Source organism: Citrobacter sp. RHBSTW-00671 (assembly GCF_014103415.1).
Lineage (GTDB): Bacteria > Pseudomonadota > Gammaproteobacteria > Enterobacterales > Enterobacteriaceae > Citrobacter.
This window is the reverse complement of the sequence record NZ_JABXPR010000001.1, coordinates 1,148,889-1,170,633: the sequence shown is the minus strand read 5'-3', so window position 1 is coordinate 1,170,633 and position 21,745 is coordinate 1,148,889. Positions and strand designations below refer to the sequence as shown.

Below are 21,745 nucleotides of genomic sequence, written 5' to 3'. Positions count from 1 at the left end.
CCCTTTTGCGCGGCGACGGCTAAATTAGTAACTCATCCGACCACATAACAATAATTTTACATACTGGACACCTTTATGAGCTATCCGTCGCTGTTCGCCCCGCTCGATTTGGGATTCACCACGCTTAAAAACCGCGTGCTGATGGGTTCAATGCATACCGGTCTGGAAGAGTATCCCGATGGTGCAGAACGGCTGGCTGCGTTCTACGCCGAACGCGCTCGTCACGGCGTAGCCCTGATTGTGACCGGAGGAATTGCGCCCGCGCTATCGGGCGTGGGGATGGAAGGCGGCGCGATGCTGAACGACACCAGCCAGCTGGCGCACCACCGTATCATTACCGATGCGGTTCACGACGAAGGCGGAAAAATCGCCCTGCAAATCCTGCACACCGGGCGTTACAGCTACCAGCCGCATCTGGTTGCGCCTTCAGCCATTCAGGCCCCTATTAACCGCTTTACGCCGCATGAACTGACGCACGATGAAGTGCTGCAACTGATTGAAGATTTCGCCCATTGTGCACAGCTGGCGCGGGAGGCAGGTTACGATGGCGTGGAAGTGATGGGCTCGGAAGGCTATCTGATCAACGAATTCCTGACCCTGCGCACCAACCAGCGTAATGATGACTGGGGTGGTGACTATGCCAACCGTATGCGTTTTGCCGTGGAAGTCGTACGGGCGGTGCGCCAGCGTGCCGGCAGTGACTTTATTATTATCTTCCGCCTGTCGATGCTCGACCTGGTGGAGCAAGGCGGAACCTTTGACGAAACCGTCCAGTTAGCACAGGCGATAGAAGCCGCAGGTGCCACAATAATTAATACCGGTATTGGCTGGCATGAGGCGCGTATCCCCACCATCGCCACACCGGTCCCCCGGGGTGCGTTTAGCTGGGTAACACGCAAGCTGAAAGGTCATGTGACGATCCCACTGGTCACCACTAACCGTATTAACGATCCGACCGTTGCGGATGACATTCTGGCACGCGGCGATGCCGATATGGTATCGATGGCCCGACCGTTCCTTGCCGATGCTGAGCTGCTGTCAAAAGCACAAAGCGGACGATCCGATGAGATCAACACCTGTATCGGCTGCAACCAGGCTTGCCTGGATCAGATTTTCGTGGGAAAAGTTACCTCCTGTCTGGTGAACCCACGCGCTTGTCATGAAACCAAAATGCCCATTGTTGCAGCCACTCACCTGAAGAATCTGGCCGTTGTGGGTGCGGGTCCTGCGGGTCTCGCTTTTGCCATTAACGCCGCCGCACGTGGTCACCACGTGACGTTATTTGACGCGCATGGTGAGATTGGCGGGCAGTTTAATATCGCCAAGCAGATCCCCGGCAAAGAAGAATTCTATGAAACACTGCGCTACTACCGTCGGATGATCGACGTAACGGGTGTCACGCTGAAACTCAATCAGTTTGTTAACGCCCACGAACTGCAAGCCTTTGATGAAGTGATCCTCGCCAGCGGGATCGAACCGCGCATGCCGCCGATCGACGGTATTGAACACCCTAAAGTGCTGAGCTATCTCGATGTCCTGCGTGATAAAACGCCGGTAGGGAAACGCGTGGCGATCGTTGGCTGCGGAGGGATCGGTTTCGATACCGCCATGTATCTGAGTCAGCCCGGCGATCCCACCAGCCAGAATATTGCCGAGTTCTGCGTGGAATGGGGTATCGACACCAGCCTGCAGCAGCCCGGCGGTTTACGCCCGGAAGGCCCACATCTACCCCGCAGCCCACGCCAGATAGTGATGTTGCAGCGTAAAGCCAGCAAACCAGGGCAAGGTTTAGGTAAAACAACGGGATGGATCCACCGCGCCACCCTGCTTTCACGCGGCGTAAAAATGATCCCGGCGGTGAGCTATCAGAAGATCGATGATGACGGGCTACACGTGATGATCGACGGCGCGCTGCAGATCCTGAATGTGGATCACGTGGTGATTTGCGCCGGCCAGGAACCACGCCGGGAGCTGCTTGATCCGCTGCATGCTGCGGGTAAAACAGTACATCTGATCGGGGGATGTGATGTGGCGATGGAGCTGGATGCCCGACGCGCAATTGCGCAAGGCACCCGACTGGCACTGGAAATTTAACGTCACGTCTTTCGTAGGCCGGATAAGGTAATTGCCCACATCATTGCCTGATGGCGCTACGCTTATCAGGCCTACGGGGTAGCTCGTTGTAGGCCGGATAAGGCGTTAGCCGCCATCCGGCACACGCTATTAGCGGCGACGACCGGTTTTGACCGCTTTCAACACCACAAACTTATTGTTGGTGGCGATGGTCTCGCAGTTGCCGAAAATCTTCTTCAGCTTGTGGAAGTAGTCGAGGTGACGGTTGGCCACGATGTACAGTTCACCATTGATTTTCAGGCAGCGACGCGCATGGTGGAACATCTCCCAGGCGATGTTATCGGTCAGCGCATGTTTCTGATGAAACGGCGGGTTACACAGCACAGCGTTAAAGCGAAAAGGCTCCACGCCAGACAGCGCGTTGTTGATCATAAATTCACAGCGATCCAACGCTTCAGGCATGTTGCTTTCGACGTTCAGGCGGCTTGATGCAACCGCCATCGGTGATTCATCCACAAACACCACGCTCGCTTGCGGGTTCTTCTCCAGCAACGTCAGGCCAATCACACCATTGCCACAACCGAGATCGACAATCTCCCCTTCCAGATTTTCCGGCAGGTGCTCAATAAAGAAACGTGCGCCGATATCCAGCCCGGTACGGGAGAAGACGTTGGCATGGTTATGGATAGTCCAGTCGGTGCCTTCCAGTTTCCAGCTCAGCGTCTGCGAGGCATCAGCCAATTCTGGATTACTGAAAGTGCAGTTAATCAGACGGGCTTTTTTCCACGCCAGCGTGGTGGTGGTTGGGCCTAGAACCTTTTCAAACAACTCAAGCGTTGAGGTATGAATGTCACGCGCTTTTGCCCCGGCGATGATACGCGTTTCTGGCGTCACCACGTCACGCAGCGCACGCAGTTGCTGCTCCAGCAGCGCCATGGTTTTTGGCAGCTTAATCAGCACCACGCCCGGCGCCTGCGGGTATTCCGCGGTGCTGTCGAGAAACTTGACGCTGGATTCCGCGATATCGTTATGGCGCAGGTTTTCGCGCGTCCCCAGCTCGCTTAAATAAGAGTCGCCAATGCTGTATGGTGTATGTTCCGCCAGTGCACTACCCAGCGCGCCGAAAGTATCATTCAGGAGAAGCACCGGGCCGCTAATCTCGGTATCGTCCAGCTGTTGCAACAGATATTCATCTGCAGCTTCCCACGCCAGCAGCGGGTTAACGTCATCCGTTTCCGGGAAACGTTTAAGTGACAGCGAACGGAAACCGTTGTCTATGTGGCTCATCGGCCCTCCTGAATGGTAAAATTTCGGCGTATCCCTGAAAAGGGTGCGTGAGTATACACTTTTATGATTTGCGTGGACATGAATGAACCAACTAACTTACCTCCAGGGCTACCCGGAACATTTGCTTTCTCAAGTGAGAACGCTGATTGCTGAGCAGCGCCTGGGCGCAGTGCTGGGGAAGCGCTATCCAGGTACACATGACTTCGCAACTGACAAAGCGCTCTGGCAATATACCCAGGATCTGAAAAATCAGTTCCTGCGCAACGCCCCGCCGCTGAATAAGGTCATGTATGACAGTAAGATACACGTGCTGAAAAATGCGCTGGGGCTGCATACTGCCGTCTCCCGCGTGCAGGGCGGCAAGCTCAAAGCCAAAGCGGAGATCCGCGTCGCCACCGTATTTCGTAACGCCCCGGAGCCCTTTTTACGCATGATCGTGGTGCATGAACTGGCGCACCTGAAAGAAAAAGAGCACGACAAAGCGTTTTATCAGTTGTGCTGCCATATGGAACCGCAGTACCACCAGTTGGAGTTTGATACCCGCCTGTGGCTCACGCAACAATCGCTGAAGCAAACTGCGTAGTCGCGCACTGGCTTTGTCTTCAGGGCATGCTAAATTGACGCAAGGATCCCTTTTCGCAGCCTGAAGGCATTTATGATACGTTTCGCAGTGATTGGCACAAACTGGATCACCCGCCAGTTTGTGGATGCCGCCCATGAAACCGGCAAATATAAGTTAACCGCAGTGTATTCCCGTAGCCTTGAACAGGCACAGACCTTCGCCAATGATTATCCCGTCGAGCATCTGTTTACCTCGCTGGAGGCAATGGCGCAAAGCGACGCCATTGATGCCGTTTACATTGCCAGCCCGAACTCTCTGCACTTCCCGCAGACAACGCTGTTTCTACAACACAAAAAGCATGTCATTTGCGAGAAACCGCTGGCCTCAAACCTGGCACAAGCCGAAGCCGCTATCGCCTGCGCGCACGAAAATCAGGTCGTGCTGTTTGAAGCGTTTAAGACCGCCAGCCTGCCTAATTTCCTGCTATTACAGCAATCACTACCCAAAATTGGGCGAGTCAGGAAAGCGCTGATCAATTACTGCCAGTATTCTTCACGTTATCAGCGTTATCTGGACGGTGAAAATCCCAATACGTTTAATCCGGCGTTTTCTAACGGTTCGATTATGGATATCGGCTTTTACTGTCTGGCCGCTGCGGTTGCGCTGTGGGGTGAACCACTGAGCGTTCAGGCAAGTGCCAGCCTGCTGGAAAGCGGCGTTGATGCCCACGGTGTGGTCGTACTCAATTACGGCGATTTTAGCGTCACGTTGCAGCACTCGAAAGTCAGTGATTCCGTGCTGGCCAGCGAAATTCAGGGCGAATCAGGGTCGCTGGTTGTCGAGAAGATTTCCGAGTGTCAGAAAGTGTGCTTTATTCCACGCGGTGGCAAAACGCAGGATCTTACGGTGCCTCAGCACATCAATACTATGCTTTATGAGGCAGAGGCTTTTGCTCATCTGGTTGAATCCGGCGAAGTGGATCATCCGGCACTGGCCGTCAGTCGTATTACCGCCAAACTGCAAACGGAGATTCGCCGCCAGACCGGCGTTATTTTCCCCGCAGATGATGCTGAGATACCGCTGACTGCGTAAAAGTGTGTAAAACGAATGTTGCAGGCCATTGACTGCAGGCATGGCCTGTAATATTTTGTAACCCGCAAAGGGGAGTAACTTCGTTGTCGGTTGATCGTCATTACGATGTGTGAAAAACCACATCCGGTCACCGGGCGATAACAAAGGAATACGCTGTCGTATTCCTTTGTTGTTGTAAGTGAGACCTTGCCGAATGGCAAGGTCTATGCATAAAAAGCAGCGGCTAACGTCATTCGGCGTTGGCCGTTTTTTTTATGCATGGGGAAATAAAATGAATACTGTTGGCACACCGTTGTTATGGGGTGGCTTCGCTGTCGTGGTGGTCATTATGCTGGCCATCGATCTGCTGCTACAGGGTCGTCGTGGCGCACATACGATGTCGATGAAGCAGGCCGCGGCCTGGTCAATCGTCTGGGTAACGTTGTCGTTGCTGTTTAACGCGGCATTCTGGTGGTACCTGGCTGAGACTCAGGGCCGTGCCGTTGCCGACCCGCAGGCGCTGGCGTTCCTGACCGGCTATCTGATCGAGAAATCGCTGGCGGTAGATAACGTCTTTGTCTGGTTGATGCTGTTCAGTTACTTCTCCGTACCTGCGGCACTGCAACGTCGGGTACTGGTGTATGGCGTACTGGGCGCGATTGTATTACGTACGATCATGATCTTCACGGGCAGTTGGCTTATCGCCCAGTTCGAATGGCTGCTGTACGTGTTCGGCGCATTCCTGCTGTTTACCGGCGTGAAGATGGCGCTGGCGAAAGAAGACGCTTCCGGTATTGGCGACAAACCGTTAGTGCGTTGGCTGCGCGGCCATTTACGTATGACCGATACCATTGAAGACGAAAAATTCTTCGTGCGTAAAAACGGTCTGCTGTTTGCAACGCCACTGATGCTGGTATTGATCCTGGTTGAACTGAGCGATGTGATTTTTGCCGTCGACAGTATTCCGGCAATCTTTGCCGTCACCACCGACCCGTTCATCGTACTGACCTCTAACCTGTTCGCTATCCTGGGTCTGCGTGCGATGTACTTCCTGTTGGCAGGTGTGGCGGAGCGTTTCTCGATGCTGAAATATGGTTTGTCGATAATCCTGGTGTTTATCGGTATCAAGATGCTGATCGTCGATTTCTACCATATCCCGATCGCTATCTCGTTAGGTGTGGTCTTCGGTATTCTGTTTGTGACGCTGGTTGTGAATGCGTGGGTCAACCACCAGCACGATAAAAAGCAGCAAATACAGTAACTTTTACTTAGCTAGTTGATAAAGCCCGACCGCACATTGCGTGCGTCGGGCTTTTTGCTGGACATGTCAAAACAATGTTAATTTAAAGTTATAAAATATGATCTGAGCGCGGAAACCAGGATATTTATCTTCCAGAACCGGCATCTTTCCTTATACTCAGCCATGCAAACACTTTGTTACATCCAGAAAGATGCGTCATGAGAACGCACAACGGGTGAGCAACAACACAATTCAAAGGATGACTACATGACTATGCTACGTTCATCGGGGCTGATCTCGCGTTTGGCGCAGGGGAGCCTGGTTAAACAAATTTTGGTCGGTTTGGTACTGGGGATTTTGCTGGCACTGGTTTCAAAACCTGCGGCAGAAGCCGTCGGCCTGCTGGGGACACTGTTCGTCGGCGCATTAAAAGCCGTCGCCCCAATCCTCGTGCTGATGCTGGTAATGGCCTCTATCGCCAACCACCAGCACGGGCAAAAAACCAATATCCGCCCCATTCTGTTCCTTTACCTGCTGGGAACATTTTCAGCGGCATTAGCCGCCGTGGTGTTCAGCTTTGCCTTCCCTTCGACGCTGCATCTTTCCAGCAGCGCCAGCGATATCGTGCCGCCATCCGGCATTATTGAGGTGATGCGCAGCCTGCTGATGAGCATGGTTTCTAACCCCATTGATGCGCTGCTGAATGCTAACTATATCGGTATTCTGGTATGGGCAGTCGGCCTTGGCTTTGCGCTACGCCATGGTAATGAGACGACCAAGAATCTGGTCAATGATATGTCCGATGCCGTCACGTTTATGGTGAGACTGGTTATCCGCTTTGCACCGATAGGTATCTTCGGTCTGGTCTCTTCCACACTGGCAACCACGGGTTTTGCCACCCTCTGGGGCTACGCGCAGCTGCTGGCCGTACTGGTTGGCTGTATGCTGCTGGTTGCGCTGGTGGTCAACCCGCTGCTGGTGTTCTGGAAAATTCGCCGTAACCCGTACCCACTGGTATTGGCATGCCTGCGTGAAAGCGGCGTGTACGCCTTCTTTACCCGCAGCTCTGCAGCCAATATTCCGGTGAATATGGCGCTGTGTGAGAAGCTGAACCTGGATCGTGATACCTATTCGGTATCTATCCCGCTGGGCGCCACCATCAATATGGCAGGCGCGGCGATTACCATCACGGTTCTGACGCTGGCGGCGGTGAATACGCTGGGTATTCCGGTCGATTTACCGACGGCACTGTTGCTGAGTGTGGTGGCTTCGCTGTGTGCTTGCGGCGCATCGGGCGTCGCGGGGGGCTCTCTGCTACTGATCCCACTGGCGTGCAACATGTTCGGTATCCCGAATGACATCGCCATGCAGGTGGTCGCCGTTGGCTTTATCATCGGCGTATTGCAGGATTCCTGTGAAACGGCGCTGAACTCTTCGACAGACGTCCTGTTTACCGCTGCAGCCTGCCAGGCAGAAGACGAGCGTCTGGCAAATAACGCCCTGCGCGGCTAATCTCTGCGCCCCTCCGTCATCGGGCGGAGGGGTTCTCTTCTTGTACGCTTTTTTCAATCTTGAACGGATCAATGCCGCGTTTTTGCATGCGCCGGAAGCGAATAATGTTCAGGCCGTTCATCACCAGAAAACTACCTTCGATCATCGTCCCGCCAATCGATCCTAACCAAAAATTATGGATAACCCAGCAGGCGGTTGCGCACCACATCACACAGCGCACGGTTAACCCTTTGCAACGAAACAGCGCCCAGGTGCTGGCCAGCGTACCGATTATCGGCAACAGTTCCATCGCATGCTGTAATTTTGCCAAGCCAAGAACCAGCGTGAGGACAATAAAAACCATCATTACCCACATCTTGCGGGTATGCATCGAAACGATTGTGCGGATAGTGTTGAGCTCGGCACTCATTCCTGCAGGCCAGGCGCCCATCAGGAAAAAATGCACGCCAATGGTGGCGCTATAGACGGCGAGCTGTAGCCGGAACCGACGCTCGTCACGATTAAAAAAAGTGGTAATCCCGATCAGAAAGGCGATGACACCTACACCCTGGGCCAGCCAATACGCGGTCATGAATGATCCTTGTCAGGTAATGCGAAAACAAACGGCGCTCCATATTATGAAACGCCGTTTTTAGATTCCACCATAAACAATCTTACCCAAAAGATTTTGTGCCACAGCAAGGCGGCAAGTTCGCACATCCCCGGGAGCTTACATGAGTAAGTGACCGGGGTGGGCGAACGCAGCCAACACCGCTGTGGTGCAAAAGATGAAGGGTAATTACAACGTTACGCCACTTTTGAAAATAGCCAGTTCCCGGAAATCATTGCGTTCGTTACAGGTCGGTTTACCGTTGGCAAACTCAACGATGGTATCGACAAACTCGTTCAGCAGTTGCGGCATCGCTTTACCGTGGATTAGCTGCCCGGCATCAAAGTCGATCCAATGCTTTTTCTTCGCGGCCAGCTCGCTGTTGGTGGCGATTTTCACCGTCGGTACAAAACCGCCGTACGGTGTACCGCGCCCGGTACTGAACAACACCATATGACAGCCGGCCCCCGCCAGCGCACTGGTCGCAACGGCGTCATTGCCCGGAGCACTTAACAGATTCAGACCTGGCGTTTTCAGGCGTTCGCCGTAGCGCAGTACATCGACAACTTTGCTGGAACCCGCTTTCTGTGTACATCCCAGCGATTTATCTTCCAGCGTGGTGATGCCACCCGCTTTGTTCCCCGGCGATGGATTCTCGTAGATCGGCTGGTCGTGAGCAATGAAGTATTGTTTGAAGTCATTGACCATGGTCACCAGCTTACCGAAAGTTTCTTCGTCGCGGCAGTGGTCCATTAATAGCTGCTCGGCACCGAACATCTCCGGGACTTCAGTCAGCACGGTAGTCCCGCCGTTCGCGATCACGTAGTCAGAAAAACGCCCCAGCATCGGGTTAGCGGTGATCCCAGACAAGCCGTCAGATCCGCCACATTCCAGACCGAACTTCAGCTCGCCGAGTTTACCCGGCTCACGCTTATCGTTACGCATCACGCTGTACAGCTGGTGGAGATGCTCGATCCCCGCCTCCACTTCGTCTTCCTGATGTTGGCAGACCATGAAGTGCACGCGTTCAGGATCATACTCGCCTAAGGTTTCGCGGAAGGCATCCACCTGGTTGTTTTCACAACCAAGCCCCACCACCAGCACCGCCCCCGCGTTCGGGTGGCGCACCATGTTTTGCAGCATGGTGCGGGTGTTGATGTGGTCGTCACCCAGTTGCGAGCAACCGTAGGTGTGGCTGAAGAGATGAACGCCGTCGATACCTTCGGCGTCGTGGGTCTCTTTCAGAAAACGGGTTTGCATCTGACGTGCCATCGCATTGACGCAGCCGACGGTCGGCAGTATCCACAACTCGTTACGTACCCCAACATCGCCGTTCGCGCGGCGATAAATCTGCACGTCGCGATCGGCTGCCTGAGCAACTTCCGCCTGAAAATCCGGTTGGTAGCTATACGTGTCCAGATCGCTCAGATTCGTGCGCGTGTTGTGAGAATGAATGTGCTCACCCGCAGCGACATCAACCAGCGTATGGCCAATTGGCAAACCATATTTAACGACGTTTTCGCCTTGCGCAATATCGCGTAAAGCAAATTTATGGCCACGTGTTACCGCCTGGCGCAGGGTAATCGCCTGCCCATCAACGGTGACTTCGGTTCCTTCAGCCAAATCAGCAAGCGCAACCGCGACGTTATCCAGCGCATGGATCTTGATGTATTGCATACCTTCACCCGGGCCTTAGTTCAGTTCAATGGCGAAGTAATCACGCGCATTGTTAAAGCAAATATTTCTGACCATTTCACCCAGCAACTGGATATCTGCCGGTGCTTCACCTGCAGCAACCCAACGGCCAATCATCTGGCACAGGATGCGACGGAAATATTCATGGCGCGTGTATGACAGGAAGCTACGGCTATCGGTCAGCATGCCGACGAAGCGGCTCAGCAAACCGAGCTGGGCCAGCTGCGTCATCTGACGTTCCATCCCATCTTTCTGGTCGTTAAACCACCAGCCGGAACCGAACTGCATCTTGCCCGGCATACCTTCGCCCTGGAAGTTACCGATCATGGTGCCCAGCACTTCGTTATCACGCGGGTTCAGGCAGTAGAGAATGGTTTTCGGCAGCAGGTTCTGTTCATTCTGCTTGCTTAGCAGTTTGGACAGTTCTTCAGCCATCGGACGGTCGTTAATGGAGTCGAAACCGACATCCGCGCCCAGCAGTTTGAACTGACGCAGGTTGTTATTACGCAATGCGCCAATGTGGTACTGCTGCACCCATTCGCGACGTGCGTATTCAGCGCCAAGGAACACCAGTACGGCAGTTTTGAACTGGGCAACTTCGTGCTCGCTCAGGGTTTCACCCGCCAGACGACGCGCCAGGATGCTATCCAGTTCAGCTTCGTTAGACTCAGCAAATAACACCACATCCAGCGCATGGTCGGAGACTTTACAGCCGTGAGCCGCAAAGTGATCAAGACGTTTAGTTAGCGCGGTTTGCAGGTCGGTAAAGCGGCGGATCTCGGTGTCAGAAACTTCCCCCAGCTTCGCCATGTAATCGTTAAAGGTCGCCAGTTCAATGTTAAAGGCTTTATCCGGACGCCAGCTTGGCAGCACTTTGATAGCAAAGGTGCTGTCTTTCGCGACCGCAGCGTGATGCTCCAGAGAGTCGATCGGATCATCGGTGGTACCGACCATTTTTACATTCATCTGCTGCATGATTCCACGCGCGGAAAACTGATCCTGCGCCAGCAATTCGTTGCACTGGTTCCAGATTTCATCGGCAGTTGCAGGAGACAACAGCTTACCTGTAATACCAAATGGGCGACGCAGTTCAAGATGCGTCCAGTGATAGAGCGGGTTACCGATGGTGTGCGGGACCGTGGCTGCCCATGCGTCAAACTTCTCGCGATCGGACGCATCACCTGTACACAGGCGTTCAGCGACACCGTTAGTGCGCATGGCGCGCCACTTGTAGTGATCACCCTTCAGCCAGATGTCATACAGGTTGTTAAAACGGTAGTTATCAGCGATTTGTTGCGGCGGCAAATGGCAGTGGTAGTCGAAGATTGGCTGGTCTTTGGCGTAATCATGATACAGACGGCGGGCAAATTCGGTATCCAGCAGGAAATCTTCAGTCATAAACGGGGTCATTATCGTCTTCCTCTCAGCGAGTGCGTCAGATTGCTTATGTTTTGATGTTGTCAAAGTTATCACACCAATTTCCATACACTGAAGATATTTTCGTGAGTTAGATCAACAAATGATGACAAAAAAATTACTCTCAAAGAGGTAAAACTCATGGCAAGCCGCGCCAGCACTGGCTTTGCTGAATCGAATTAATGACCACACGAAGATTCACACTTTTGTGATGGCACTCACCTTTTAAAGCTGTATGACAAGTTATCTTTTTGCCGTCGCGATACATAAGCCGACGGAATGCAAATTACCGATGGTCCACCATCGGATTGACCGGTACGGAAACCGAATTAGCACAATCATTGACATGGCAAAGTTCGGGGCAGTGCCGGTTTTTTTTCGGTCACGCCCTTCGTAAAAGAACATCCTCCGCCCTGGACTGGAAGATGACCGCTCGTTAGCGGACATAACAAAACGATGAGGTTTTACATGCGTAAAATTAAAGGGTTACGTTGGTACATGATCGCACTGGTGACGCTTGGCACCGTGCTGGGTTACCTGACACGTAACACTGTGGCGGCAGCTGCGCCAACGCTGATGGAAGAGTTACACATCTCCACTCAACAGTACTCCTATATCATCGCAGCGTATTCTGCTGCTTACACCGTAATGCAACCCGTTGCTGGCTACGTGCTGGATGTGCTCGGCACCAAAGTAGGTTACGCGATGTTCGCCGTTCTGTGGGCCGTCTTCTGTGGTGCCACGGCGCTGGCTGGTAGCTGGGGTGGACTGGCACTGGCACGAGGTGCAGTCGGTGCCGCAGAAGCCGCGATGATCCCAGCGGGTCTGAAAGCCAGTTCTGAATGGTTCCCGGCAAAAGAGCGTTCTATTGCTGTCGGTTACTTTAACGTTGGTTCTTCTATCGGCGCGATGATTGCTCCGCCGCTGGTCGTGTGGGCTATCGTCATGCACAGCTGGCAGATGGCGTTCATTATTTCTGGTGCCCTGAGCTTCATCTGGGCGATGTCCTGGCTTGTTTTCTATAAACACCCACGCGACCAGAAAAAACTGTCTGACGAAGAACGTGATTACATCCTTAACGGTCAGGAATCACAGCATAAAAACAGTACCGCGAAGAAAATGTCGCTTGGCCAGATCCTGCGTAACCGCCAGTTCTGGGGCATCGCGCTGCCGCGTTTCCTGGCAGAGCCGGCCTGGGGTACATTCAACGCCTGGATCCCGCTGTTCATGTTTAAAGTCTACGGCTTTAACCTGAAAGAGATTGCGATGTTCGCATGGATGCCAATGCTGTTCGCTGACCTCGGCTGTATCATCGGGGGTTACTTACCGCCACTGTTCCAGCGCTGGTTCGGCGTAAACCTGATCGTGTCCCGTAAAATGGTCGTCACCATGGGCGCACTGCTGATGATTGGCCCAGGGATGATTGGTCTGTTCACCAGCCCGTATATTGCTATCGCCCTGCTGTGCGTCGGTGGTTTTGCTCACCAGGCACTGTCTGGCGCGCTGATTACGCTCTCTTCTGACGTATTTGGCCGCAATGAAGTCGCGACCGCTAACGGCCTGACGGGGATGTCAGCCTGGCTGGCGAGTACTCTGTTTGCCCTGGTCGTTGGCGCCCTGGCTGACACCATCGGCTTTAGCCCACTGTTCGCCGTACTGGCAGTATTCGACCTGCTTGGTGCGTTAGTCATCTGGACGGTACTGCAGAACAAGTCGGCAAGCGAGATTGATTCGGGCCCGCAAACCGGCTCTCCCGCTACGCAAAATTAACCTGACGCGAGTCGTCATAGGTATATAATGCAGAGCCGCCAGTTGACTGGCGGCTTTTTTGTCGGTGCGAGTAGAGCCGCCATCGCAAAAGTGGTATAACAAATATAGTCTGCCGTATCATGCCTGGAGTGCATATGGAAATCACTGAACCACGACGTTTGTACCAACAACTTGCTGCCGATCTAAAAGAACGCATCGAGCAAGGCGTCTATCTGGTGGGCGATAAACTTCCCGCCGAGCGCTTTATTGCCGATGAAAAGAACGTCAGCCGTACCGTGGTTCGTGAAGCGATTATCATGCTCGAGGTTGAAGGCTACGTTGAGGTGCGTAAAGGATCGGGTATCCACGTCATCTCTAACCAACCTAAACATTATGTTGCTCCCGACGAAGGTCTGGAATTCGCCAGCTACGGTCCTTTTGAATTGCTGCAAGCGCGTCAGCTTATTGAGAGCAACATCGCCGAGTTTGCCGCCACCCAGGTGACCAAGCAGGACATCATGAAACTGATGGAAATCCAGGAGAAATCGCGCAACGAAAAAAGCTTTCGTGACTCCGAATGGGACCTGCAGTTCCATGTTCAGGTTGCGCTGGCGACACAAAACTCAGCTCTGGCCGCCATTGTTGAAAAAATGTGGACTCAGCGTGTTCACAACCCCTACTGGAAGAAATTGCACGATCACATTGATCTGCGCACGGTAGACAACTGGTGTGATGACCATGACCAGATCCTGCGGGCATTAATTCGCAAAGATCCGCATGCAGCCAAACTGGCGATGTGGCAGCACCTTGAGAACACGAAACAGATGCTGTTTAACGAAACCAGCGATGATTTTGAGTTCAACGCGGATCGTTACCTTTTCACGGAAAATCCGGTCGTTCATCTGGATACCGCGGCAAACAGCACAAAATAAACGTTCTGACTTTCACAGGCGCGATAACCGCGCCTGTTTCTGACGCTCGGTAAGCATTAGGTATAAAGTGTCAGCCTGTGTAAATCCTCTCGCCTCACTCCCTTGCGATAAGCAAAATCAGAGCTCAACCACCGTAATTTATATAACGGACTACGTTGACCTTTGTTACAATTAAAAGCGTTTTGAATTTTTTATGTGTTAGTGCTTGCTTACTTCACAACTTAACAGGGAACAGTTCAGGCCGTGAATTTGTGCAGACCGCGATCCATGCAAAAAACACCAATAAAATCGTGGCATTACAAACTCATGAACAACGGCGTGACCATAACCGATTCTCCAGGAATACTGAATGGAACTACTGACTCAATTACTGAATGCTTTATGGGCTCAGGATTTTGAAACTCTGGCCAATCCTTCCATGATTGGTATGCTGTATTTTGTACTGTTTACAATTTTGTTCCTGGAAAATGGGTTGCTACCCGCGGCCTTTTTACCTGGCGACAGCTTGCTGGTACTGGTCGGCGTACTTATTGCCAAAGGCGCAATGGGTTTTCCGCAAACGGTACTGCTACTCACCACCGCAGCCAGCCTCGGTTGTTGGCTCAGCTATATTCAGGGCCGATGGTTGGGTAATACCCGCACCGTGCAGAACTGGCTTTCACATCTTCCGGCTCATTATCACCAACGCGCGCATCATCTTTTCCACAAGCATGGCTTATCCGCGCTGTTGGTCGGTCGCTTCATTGCGTTCGTCAGAACATTACTGCCGACCATTGCCGGGCTGTCAGGCCTGAATAATGCGCGTTTTCAGTTCTTCAACTGGATGAGCGGGCTATTGTGGGTACTGATTCTGACCACGCTGGGCTATCTACTGGGCAAAACACCTGTTTTTCTAAAGTATGAAGATCAACTCATGTCCTGCCTGATGCTGCTGCCTGTCGTATTACTGGTGGTTGGCCTGGCCGGCTCACTGGTTGTACTCTGGAAAAAGAAATACGGGAACCGAGGGTAAATTATGCTGAAATCACGCATAACGCTCCGACGACTGGCCTGGACCACCTCCTTTATGCTGTTTTTGGGCGCGTTAATCCTGACCTGGTCGGTCATTCGCCAGCAGGAATCGACGCTTGCCATTCGCGCCATAAACCAGGGTGCCAGCATGCCAGACGGCTTCTCTATCTGGCATCATCTGGATGCCAACGGCATTCGTTTTAAAAGTATTACTCCGCAAAATGACGCGCTGCTGATCACCTTTGATTCCAGCGCGCAGAGCGCAGCCGCAAAAGCTGTACTGGACAGAACATTGCCACACGGCTTCGTTATTGCTCAACAGGATGATGACAATCAGGCAGTGCAGTGGTTATCTCGTTTACGGGATACGCCGCACCGCTTTGGTTAATCTCCAGGAATCTGAATTAGATCACTCACTTTGGTGATTTCACCGTTTAGTGCCTATGATTAATAAACTGAAGTTATGACCTACAGCTTTATTATTCTGGAGCATCGACTACAAAACATCGGGTCGCATCACAATGGAAGGTTCAAGAATGAAATACCGCATCGCTTTGGCAATGAGTCTTTTCGCTCTCAGTGCCGGCAGCTACGCTAACTCCCTCTGTCAGGAAAAAGAACAAGATATTCAGCGGGAAATTAGCTATGCCGAAAAACACAATAATCAGAGCCGCATCAATGGGTTAAACAAAGCGCTTAGTGAAGTTCGGGCAAACTGTACTGACAGCAAACTGCGCGCGAGTCACCAGAAAAAAATCGCAGAGCAGAAAAATGAGATAGCCGAACGTCAGCGTGATTTAGCCGAAGCGAAGCAAAAAGGCGATGCGGATAAAATCGCAAAACGCGAACGTAAGCTTGCAGAGGCTCAGAAAGAGCTGAAGGAACTTGAGACCCGCGATTACTAAGTACGGTAACTACCCACTCACCTGGAGAAAACTATGTCGAAAGATAACGCTACGGAAAATCTGCGCGCTGAGCTGAAATCCCTTGCGGATACGCTCGAAGAAGTACTGAGCTCCTCTGGCGATAAGTCGAAGGAAGAGATGAGTAAAATTCGCAGCAAAGCCGAACATGCGCTGCGCGAGAGCCGCCATCGTCTGAGCGAGACCAGCGATGTGATTGCTAAGCAAACCCGTGAAGCGGCCGCCAAAGCCGATAACTATGTGCGCGAAAACCCATGGACAGGCGTTGGTATTGGCGCTGCGGTCGGTGTGGTGCTTGGTGTACTGCTGTCGCGCCGCTAACAATGGCTGACTCTCAACAGGCACAAGGTCCAGGCAAAAGCGTCCTGGGGATTGGACAACGGGTCCTCACGATTCTCGTTGAGATCGTAGAGACCCGACTACGGCTGGCCGTCGTTGAACTGGAAGAGGAAAAAGCTAACCTTGTCCAGATCGTGCTGATGCTGGGACTGACTATGCTCTTTGCGGCATTTGGGCTGATGAGTCTGATGGTGCTTATCATCTGGGCCATTGACCCTCAGTACCGCCTGAACGCGATGATTGCCACCACCGTTGTGCTGTTGCTTTTGGCGCTCGTTGGCGGGATATGGACATTACGTAAAGCCCGTAAATCAACACTGTTACGCCATACACGCCACGAACTCGCTAATGACAGGCAGGCCCTGGAGGATGATGTCTAATGAGCAGTAACGTCGAGCGCCAAAAACGTAAGGCACGACTGCTTGGTCAGATCCAGCAGCAACGGCTGGATCTGTCTGCCACCCGCCGCGACTGGCTGGAGGCGACTGACGTATACGATCGTGGCTGGAAAACGCTGCTGAACCTGCGCGCCTGGGTGCTGGTCGGCAGCAGTATTATGGCTGTACGGACCATTCGTAATCCTAATCTGCTGGTCCGCTGGGCTAAACGCGGCTTTAGCGTCTGGAGCGCATGGCGTTTGATTAAATCGACAATCAGACAGCAACAATTGCGCGGTTAACCCCTGCCGTATCCCCTATTTTGCGGGTTCCTCAAATTTTTTGAAAATTACTGACAGTTTTCCTTGCTAACAATTGTCATTCTGTACGTCTATGATTCTCTCCATCGACAGCAACGACGCGCTCTGCAGCGTTGATGCACAAAAAACAAAATAATCCGCCTGAGTGGTTTCCTGGAGAGTACGATGAAAAAATTAGAAGATGTTGGTGTACTGGTAGCGCGCATTCTGATGCCAATCCTGTTTATTACTGCAGGTTGGGGAAAGATCACCGGATATGCGGGTACCCAACAGTATATGGAAGCCATGGGCGTCCCTGGTTTTATGTTGCCGCTGGTTATTCTGCTTGAGTTCGGCGGCGGCCTGGCAATCCTGTTTGGTTTCCTGACCCGTACTACCGCGCTGTTCACCGCAGGCTTCACCCTGCTGACGGCGTTCCTCTTCCACAGCAACTTTGCGGAAGGGATGAACTCTCTGATGTTCATGAAAAACCTGACCATCGCAGGCGGCTTCCTGCTGCTGGCTATCACTGGTCCGGGCGCATTCAGTATCGACCGTGTACTGAATAAAAAGTGGTAATCAAACTATACCCGTCATTCTTCAAGTTGCAGGTGTGTTGGCTTCACTCAGAAACCCCAGTCACATAGTTATCTATGCTCCTGGGCGTTTAATGAGGGACATCCATGTCCCTCACCGAAGGCAACCTTTGGCTGTTCAAATTCGTTCCAGACGAATTTGTCTTTCCCTTGCCGCCTTCCTGCAACTCGAATTATTTAGGGTATATACTTATTAAAAGACGAGGGGATTAACTCCTCGTTTTGCTATCCGGGAGAGAGATAATGGGACAACTGATTGACGGCGTCTGGCATGACACCTGGTACGATACCAAATCAACCGGTGGAAAATTTCAACGTTCTGCATCGGCTTTCCGTAACTGGCTTACCGCGGATGGCGCGCCAGGCCCAACTGGCGAAGGTGGCTTTGCCGCCGAAAAAGACCGCTATCATCTGTACGTTTCTCTGGCCTGCCCGTGGGCACATCGCACGCTGATTATGCGTAAACTCAAAGGTCTGGAACCCTTCATTTCCGTTTCCGTAGTGCATCCGCTGATGCTGGAAAACGGCTGGACGTTTGATAACAACTTCCCGGCAGCAACCGGTGATACGCTTTATCAGCACGAGTTTCTCTATCAACTGTATTTACACGCCGATCCGCACTACAGCGGCCGGGTAACGGTTCCGGTGCTGTGGGATAAAAAAAATCACACCATCGTCAGCAACGAATCGGCAGAAATCATCCGCATGTTTAACACCGCGTTTGATGCGCTGGGCGCAAAAGCCGGGGATTACTATCCACCAGCCCTGCAAAGCAAAATTGACGATCTGAACAGTTGGATTTATGACAACGTCAATAATGGCGTTTATAAAGCCGGTTTTGCTACCAGCCAGGAAGCGTATGACAGCGCAGTAGAAAAAGTCTTTGAATCACTGGCGCGACTGGAGCAGATTCTCGGTCAGCATCGCTACCTGACTGGCGACCAGTTAACAGAAGCTGACATTCGCCTATGGACTACGCTGGTACGTTTTGATCCGGTATATGTCACCCACTTCAAATGCGACAAGCATCGGATCAGCGACTATCTGAATCTGTACGGTTTTCTGCGTGATATCTACCAGATGCCAGGCATTGCAGACACCGTCAATTTCGATCACATCCGCAATCACTATTTCCGCAGTCACAAGACCATCAACCCGACCGGTATTATTTCTATCGGCCCGTGGCAGGATCTCAACGAACCCCACGGGCGTAACGAGCGTTTCGCGTGATTTACACGGGTCCCCTTTTGGGCAATGCCGTTCAGCTAAGCATTTATGGTGAACATGTGATTCTTGCTCAGGGTTCCGTTCACCTCAGCGGTGTCATTTCTCTGAAACGCCGTTACCCGTGAACGTGCAAGGGAGGCTCACCGCCGCCTCCCTTGCATCCCAGGCTCCCGCCGGGATTGTAAAGGGCGTGGCGGAGAACGCCCTTTACACGTTCACAGGAATCGATGTTTCAGAGAAAGGATGAACATGAAGTGAACGGAACCCTTTCTCTGAGAGCGCATATTCATAATTTCTACCCGCTCAGGTGACACTTTCTGAAACTGAGGCGTTAACTGAACAGCATTACACATTTTCTGCTCAAATAATTCACACCATAAATATTTACCATCATTATATTCGCAGCTATTCTTATTTTGATTGCTTTAAAAACAAGTAATTGAACGCAGAACGAGGCGAAAATGGATTGGTATTTAAACGTATTAAAGAACTACTTTGGTTTTGGTGGTCGTGCACGGCGCAAAGAGTACTGGATGTTTATTTTGGTCAACATCATCTTTACGTTCGTGCTGAGCGCGTTAGACAGGATGTTTGGCTGGCAACGCGCCGGGGGAGAAGGCGTATTAACAACGATTTATGCAATTCTGGTTTTTATACCGTGGTGGGCTGTTCAGTTTCGGCGTTTGCATGACACCGACCGTTCAGCATGGTGGCTGTTAGTATTGCTGATCCCCATCATTGGCTGGTTGGTCATCATCCTTTTCAACTGTCAAAACGGCACGCCGGGTAGCAACCGCTTCGGCGCTGACCCTAAACAACTGTCCTGACGTCATACACCCTTTTGTAGGCCGGATAAGGTGCAATTGCACCGCATCCGGCGTAACAGTCAGGCTATTTACCCGCAAACAGTTTCGGGATTTCCCGCAAACACCAGGACTTCGCTTCGCCCATACTGTCCCGACGCCAGGCCATGATGATATCTATTTCATTTGTCGATTCCGGGCTAACCACACGCAGCCGACCTGCGGCAATATCCTCTTCGACCAACGGATACGGCATGGTCGCTACACCCAACCCGGCTAACAGCGCCTGACGCTTATCTTCAATAGTGCTGACCGTCAGACGCGGTTGTTTATCGAGAAGCTGAACGGTCAGCACCGGGCGTTCACGGGCCGTATCCGCCACCGCTATGCCCCGGTATTTCACACGAGTGACTTCTGACAACGGTTCCGGCTCCTGGTGGATCGGGTGATTCGGTGCCGCCACATAAACGTTCATCAGCGAGTACAGCTTGCGCGAGTTAATTTCTGATGACGAGCGGAAATGCATATCCGGCGCGATCACGATATCCGCTCTGCCCTGCTCCAGACGCTCCCACGCCCCGGCCAGCACTTCAGTGATAACGGAAAGCTGCGTGTTTGCCTTTCCAGCGAGGCGGTCAATAAGCGGGAAGAATGCCGCCGTTGGCACCAATGCTTCGGTGACAATCGTCAGATGCGTTTCCCAACCACGGGCCAGCGCTTCAGCATCGGTCGTCAGCTTATCGGCAGCCTCCAGCAACACGCGGCCGCGTTCAAGCAGCATACGCCCGACGTTGGTAAATTTTGTGCGGTGACCTGAGCGGTCAAACAGCACAACATCCAGCTCTTCTTCCAGTTTCTGCATGGTGTAGCTGAGGGCGGAAGGTACGCGTCCCAGTTCATCCGCCGCCGCGGCAAAGCTGCCGCGCCTGTCTATTGCGTCCATGACGCGTAACGCTTCAAGCGTTAAAGCCCGTTCTTTGGCCATCTCGTTCTCATTCAGGAAATTTGAACATACCGGGCAGAATATCTGGCTAACAATGCAGCGTCTAGCCATTTAACATAAAAGGAAGTAAAGAGAGGTCAAGAACTATGATTACTACCCGTACAGCCAAACAATGCGGGCAAGCAGACTACGGCTGGCTGCAGGCCCGTTATACCTTCTCCTTTGGACACTATTTTGATCCTAAATTGCTGGGTTATGCCTCGCTGCGTGTTCTGAACCAGGAAGTTCTGGCACCGGGGGCCTCTTTCCAGCCACGTACCTATCCAAAGGTTGATATCGTCAATCTGATCCTCGAAGGGGAAGCAGAGTATCGCGACAGCGAAGGTAACCATATTCAGGCCAAAGCCGGAGAGGTGTTACTGCTCGCTACGCAACCTGGGATCAGCTACAGCGAGCACAATATCAGCAAAGACAAGCCCCTGACCAGAATGCAGCTATGGCTGGACGCCTGCCCGCAGCGAGAAAACACCTGCGTGCAAAAAGCGACGCTGAATGCCGGCAAGCATCAACTGCTTGCTTCACCTGACGGTGAACAGGGCAGTCTGCATCTTCGCCAGCAGGTGTGGGTACATCATGTTGAGCTGCAAAAAGGTGAATCACTGAGTTTTCAATTGCATGGACCTCGCGCATATTTGCAGTCGATCCATGGCACGTTCCACGCGGTCACTTCAGGTGCCGAAAAAGAAGCGCTTACCTGCGGTGATGGCGCATTTATTCGTGATGAAACTAACATAACGTTAGTTGCCGATACCCCATTGCGCGCTTTGCTGATAGATTTGCCCGTATAGTCATTGGAATCAAGGGAGTACGACTATTGAGCAAGAAGTCATCAAAAAAACGCCAGCCGCGAGTTGAGGCCAAAAAACAGGAAAGCGTCGTCTTTGGCTACGAGGAGATGCTAACGGAACTGGAAGCAATCGTTGCAGATGCCGAGCTGCGTCTGGAAGAAGAAGAAGCCGCCTGAAAAGGCGGCTTAGCGTTATGCCGGATGGCGACGCTAATGCGTCTTATCCGGCCTACGGTTTTGTAACGATGCGCCCC

At 52.4% G+C, this 21,745-nt stretch carries 23 protein-coding genes; 18 read left to right on the top strand and 5 right to left on the bottom strand.

The annotated features are described in order from the left end of the window. Positions 1 to 75 precede the first annotated feature (75 nt). Positions 76 to 2,094 (top strand): oxidoreductase, encoded by a 2,019-nt coding sequence (locus HV261_RS05675; RefSeq protein WP_202037690.1) that lies wholly within the window; start codon positions 76 to 78, stop codon positions 2,092 to 2,094. Between the two features lie 129 nt (positions 2,095 to 2,223). Here HV261_RS05675 and rlmG read toward each other — a convergent pair whose 3' ends face one another. Then, on the bottom strand, positions 2,224 to 3,360 hold the full coding sequence (gene rlmG / locus HV261_RS05670) for a 23S rRNA (guanine(1835)-N(2))-methyltransferase RlmG (protein WP_202037689.1): 1,137 nt from the start codon (positions 3,358 to 3,360) through the stop codon (positions 2,224 to 2,226). 82 nt (positions 3,361 to 3,442) lie between these two features. Between rlmG and HV261_RS05665 the strand changes: the two genes are divergently transcribed. From HV261_RS05665 to sstT, 4 genes are all read left to right on the top strand, one after another. Then, positions 3,443 to 3,943, top strand: coding sequence for a M48 metallopeptidase family protein (locus HV261_RS05665; RefSeq protein ID WP_202037688.1), 501 nt, complete (start codon positions 3,443 to 3,445; stop codon positions 3,941 to 3,943). Between the two features lie 72 nt (positions 3,944 to 4,015). Then, positions 4,016 to 5,014 carry a Gfo/Idh/MocA family protein gene (locus HV261_RS05660; RefSeq protein WP_202037687.1) on the top strand — a complete coding sequence of 333 codons (999 nt, stop codon included), beginning with the start codon at positions 4,016 to 4,018 and terminating at the stop codon, positions 5,012 to 5,014. Positions 5,015 to 5,285: 271 nt separating this feature from the next. Next, on the top strand, positions 5,286 to 6,254 hold the full coding sequence (locus HV261_RS05655; protein ID WP_137382507.1) for a TerC family protein: 969 nt from the start codon (positions 5,286 to 5,288) through the stop codon (positions 6,252 to 6,254). Positions 6,255 to 6,500: 246 nt separating this feature from the next. Beyond that, positions 6,501 to 7,745 (top strand): serine/threonine transporter SstT, encoded by a 1,245-nt coding sequence (gene sstT, locus HV261_RS05650; protein ID WP_202037686.1) that lies wholly within the window; start codon positions 6,501 to 6,503, stop codon positions 7,743 to 7,745. 16 nt (positions 7,746 to 7,761) lie between these two features. On the opposite strand, the gene HV261_RS05645 is transcribed toward sstT, so the two are convergent. From HV261_RS05645 to uxaC, 3 genes are all read right to left on the bottom strand, one after another. Next, on the bottom strand, positions 7,762 to 8,316 hold the full coding sequence (locus HV261_RS05645; protein ID WP_202037685.1) for a YgjV family protein: 555 nt from the start codon (positions 8,314 to 8,316) through the stop codon (positions 7,762 to 7,764). Between the two features lie 207 nt (positions 8,317 to 8,523). Beyond that, positions 8,524 to 10,011 carry a UxaA family hydrolase gene (locus HV261_RS05640; RefSeq protein ID WP_202037684.1) on the bottom strand — a complete coding sequence of 496 codons (1,488 nt, stop codon included), beginning with the start codon at positions 10,009 to 10,011 and terminating at the stop codon, positions 8,524 to 8,526. A 15-nt stretch (positions 10,012 to 10,026) separates the two neighbouring features. Further along, positions 10,027 to 11,439, bottom strand: a complete 1,413-nt coding sequence (uxaC, locus tag HV261_RS05635; protein WP_202037683.1) for a glucuronate isomerase — start codon at positions 11,437 to 11,439, stop codon at positions 10,027 to 10,029. Positions 11,440 to 11,913: 474 nt separating this feature from the next. Between uxaC and exuT the strand changes: the two genes are divergently transcribed. From exuT to HV261_RS05580, 11 genes are all read left to right on the top strand, one after another. Beyond that, complete coding sequence (exuT, locus tag HV261_RS05630; protein ID WP_048213342.1) at positions 11,914 to 13,215, top strand: hexuronate transporter ExuT; 1,302 nt, start codon at positions 11,914 to 11,916, stop codon at positions 13,213 to 13,215. 134 nt (positions 13,216 to 13,349) lie between these two features. Further along, positions 13,350 to 14,126 carry a transcriptional regulator ExuR gene (gene exuR / locus HV261_RS05625; protein ID WP_005131459.1) on the top strand — a complete coding sequence of 259 codons (777 nt, stop codon included), beginning with the start codon at positions 13,350 to 13,352 and terminating at the stop codon, positions 14,124 to 14,126. Between the two features lie 349 nt (positions 14,127 to 14,475). After that, a complete protein-coding gene (gene yqjA / locus HV261_RS05620; RefSeq protein ID WP_005131462.1) occupies positions 14,476 to 15,138 on the top strand; it encodes a DedA family general envelope maintenance protein YqjA in 663 nt (220 codons plus the stop codon). 3 nt (positions 15,139 to 15,141) lie between these two features. Further along, entirely contained in the window at positions 15,142 to 15,525 is a 384-nt protein-coding gene (gene mzrA, locus HV261_RS05615; RefSeq protein ID WP_137382502.1) for an EnvZ/OmpR regulon moderator MzrA, read from the top strand. A 148-nt stretch (positions 15,526 to 15,673) separates the two neighbouring features. Continuing rightward, complete coding sequence (locus HV261_RS05610; RefSeq protein ID WP_202037682.1) at positions 15,674 to 16,042, top strand: DUF1090 domain-containing protein; 369 nt, start codon at positions 15,674 to 15,676, stop codon at positions 16,040 to 16,042. A 33-nt stretch (positions 16,043 to 16,075) separates the two neighbouring features. After that, complete coding sequence (locus HV261_RS05605) at positions 16,076 to 16,381, top strand: ElaB/YgaM/YqjD family protein (RefSeq protein WP_003024832.1); 306 nt, start codon at positions 16,076 to 16,078, stop codon at positions 16,379 to 16,381. 2 nt (positions 16,382 to 16,383) lie between these two features. After that, complete coding sequence (locus HV261_RS05600; RefSeq protein WP_202037681.1) at positions 16,384 to 16,779, top strand: phage holin family protein; 396 nt, start codon at positions 16,384 to 16,386, stop codon at positions 16,777 to 16,779. Then, entirely contained in the window at positions 16,779 to 17,078 is a 300-nt protein-coding gene (locus tag HV261_RS05595) for a YqjK-like family protein (RefSeq protein WP_202037680.1), read from the top strand. Before HV261_RS05600 ends, HV261_RS05595 begins: the two co-directional genes overlap by 1 nt. A gap of 183 nt (positions 17,079 to 17,261) precedes the next feature. After that, a complete protein-coding gene (locus HV261_RS05590) occupies positions 17,262 to 17,654 on the top strand; it encodes a DoxX family protein (RefSeq protein ID WP_005131473.1) in 393 nt (130 codons plus the stop codon). A gap of 260 nt (positions 17,655 to 17,914) precedes the next feature. Continuing rightward, positions 17,915 to 18,901, top strand: a complete 987-nt coding sequence (gene yqjG / locus HV261_RS05585) for a glutathionyl-hydroquinone reductase YqjG (protein ID WP_202037679.1) — start codon at positions 17,915 to 17,917, stop codon at positions 18,899 to 18,901. 458 nt (positions 18,902 to 19,359) lie between these two features. After that, positions 19,360 to 19,725, top strand: coding sequence for a DUF805 domain-containing protein (locus HV261_RS05580; protein WP_202037678.1), 366 nt, complete (start codon positions 19,360 to 19,362; stop codon positions 19,723 to 19,725). A gap of 64 nt (positions 19,726 to 19,789) precedes the next feature. Here HV261_RS05580 and yhaJ read toward each other — a convergent pair whose 3' ends face one another. Continuing rightward, on the bottom strand, positions 19,790 to 20,686 hold the full coding sequence (gene yhaJ / locus HV261_RS05575) for a DNA-binding transcriptional regulator YhaJ (RefSeq protein ID WP_137382495.1): 897 nt from the start codon (positions 20,684 to 20,686) through the stop codon (positions 19,790 to 19,792). Positions 20,687 to 20,790: 104 nt separating this feature from the next. On the opposite strand from yhaJ, the gene HV261_RS05570 reads away from it, so the two are divergent. After that, the gene (locus HV261_RS05570) at positions 20,791 to 21,492 is read left to right on the top strand and encodes a pirin family protein (protein WP_101742427.1); all 702 of its coding nucleotides are present in this window, start codon (positions 20,791 to 20,793) and stop codon (positions 21,490 to 21,492) included. 26 nt (positions 21,493 to 21,518) lie between these two features. Then, on the top strand, positions 21,519 to 21,668 hold the full coding sequence (locus HV261_RS05565) for a protein YhaL (protein ID WP_137382493.1): 150 nt from the start codon (positions 21,519 to 21,521) through the stop codon (positions 21,666 to 21,668). Positions 21,669 to 21,745 lie beyond the last annotated feature (77 nt).

Excerpts from the sequence above, each read along its gene's own strand:
- HV261_RS05675 (WP_202037690.1), top strand. The coding sequence starts at position 76 with ATGAGCTATCCGTCGCTGTTCGCCCCGCTCGATTTGGGATTCACCACG.
- rlmG (WP_202037689.1), bottom strand. The coding sequence starts at position 3,360 with ATGAGCCACATAGACAACGGTTTCCGTTCGCTGTCACTTAAACGTTTC.
- HV261_RS05665 (WP_202037688.1), top strand. The coding sequence starts at position 3,443 with ATGAACCAACTAACTTACCTCCAGGGCTACCCGGAACATTTGCTTTCT.
- HV261_RS05660 (WP_202037687.1), top strand. The coding sequence starts at position 4,016 with ATGATACGTTTCGCAGTGATTGGCACAAACTGGATCACCCGCCAGTTT.
- HV261_RS05655 (WP_137382507.1), top strand. The coding sequence starts at position 5,286 with ATGAATACTGTTGGCACACCGTTGTTATGGGGTGGCTTCGCTGTCGTG.
- sstT (WP_202037686.1), top strand. The coding sequence starts at position 6,501 with ATGACTATGCTACGTTCATCGGGGCTGATCTCGCGTTTGGCGCAGGGG.
- HV261_RS05645 (WP_202037685.1), bottom strand. The coding sequence starts at position 8,316 with ATGACCGCGTATTGGCTGGCCCAGGGTGTAGGTGTCATCGCCTTTCTG.
- HV261_RS05640 (WP_202037684.1), bottom strand. The coding sequence starts at position 10,011 with ATGCAATACATCAAGATCCATGCGCTGGATAACGTCGCGGTTGCGCTT.
- uxaC (WP_202037683.1), bottom strand. The coding sequence starts at position 11,439 with ATGACCCCGTTTATGACTGAAGATTTCCTGCTGGATACCGAATTTGCC.
- exuT (WP_048213342.1), top strand. The coding sequence starts at position 11,914 with ATGCGTAAAATTAAAGGGTTACGTTGGTACATGATCGCACTGGTGACG.
- exuR (WP_005131459.1), top strand. The coding sequence starts at position 13,350 with ATGGAAATCACTGAACCACGACGTTTGTACCAACAACTTGCTGCCGAT.
- yqjA (WP_005131462.1), top strand. The coding sequence starts at position 14,476 with ATGGAACTACTGACTCAATTACTGAATGCTTTATGGGCTCAGGATTTT.
- mzrA (WP_137382502.1), top strand. The coding sequence starts at position 15,142 with ATGCTGAAATCACGCATAACGCTCCGACGACTGGCCTGGACCACCTCC.
- HV261_RS05610 (WP_202037682.1), top strand. The coding sequence starts at position 15,674 with ATGAAATACCGCATCGCTTTGGCAATGAGTCTTTTCGCTCTCAGTGCC.
- HV261_RS05605 (WP_003024832.1), top strand. The coding sequence starts at position 16,076 with ATGTCGAAAGATAACGCTACGGAAAATCTGCGCGCTGAGCTGAAATCC.
- HV261_RS05600 (WP_202037681.1), top strand. The coding sequence starts at position 16,384 with ATGGCTGACTCTCAACAGGCACAAGGTCCAGGCAAAAGCGTCCTGGGG.
- HV261_RS05595 (WP_202037680.1), top strand. The coding sequence starts at position 16,779 with ATGAGCAGTAACGTCGAGCGCCAAAAACGTAAGGCACGACTGCTTGGT.
- HV261_RS05590 (WP_005131473.1), top strand. The coding sequence starts at position 17,262 with ATGAAAAAATTAGAAGATGTTGGTGTACTGGTAGCGCGCATTCTGATG.
- yqjG (WP_202037679.1), top strand. The coding sequence starts at position 17,915 with ATGGGACAACTGATTGACGGCGTCTGGCATGACACCTGGTACGATACC.
- HV261_RS05580 (WP_202037678.1), top strand. The coding sequence starts at position 19,360 with ATGGATTGGTATTTAAACGTATTAAAGAACTACTTTGGTTTTGGTGGT.
- yhaJ (WP_137382495.1), bottom strand. The coding sequence starts at position 20,686 with ATGGCCAAAGAACGGGCTTTAACGCTTGAAGCGTTACGCGTCATGGAC.
- HV261_RS05570 (WP_101742427.1), top strand. The coding sequence starts at position 20,791 with ATGATTACTACCCGTACAGCCAAACAATGCGGGCAAGCAGACTACGGC.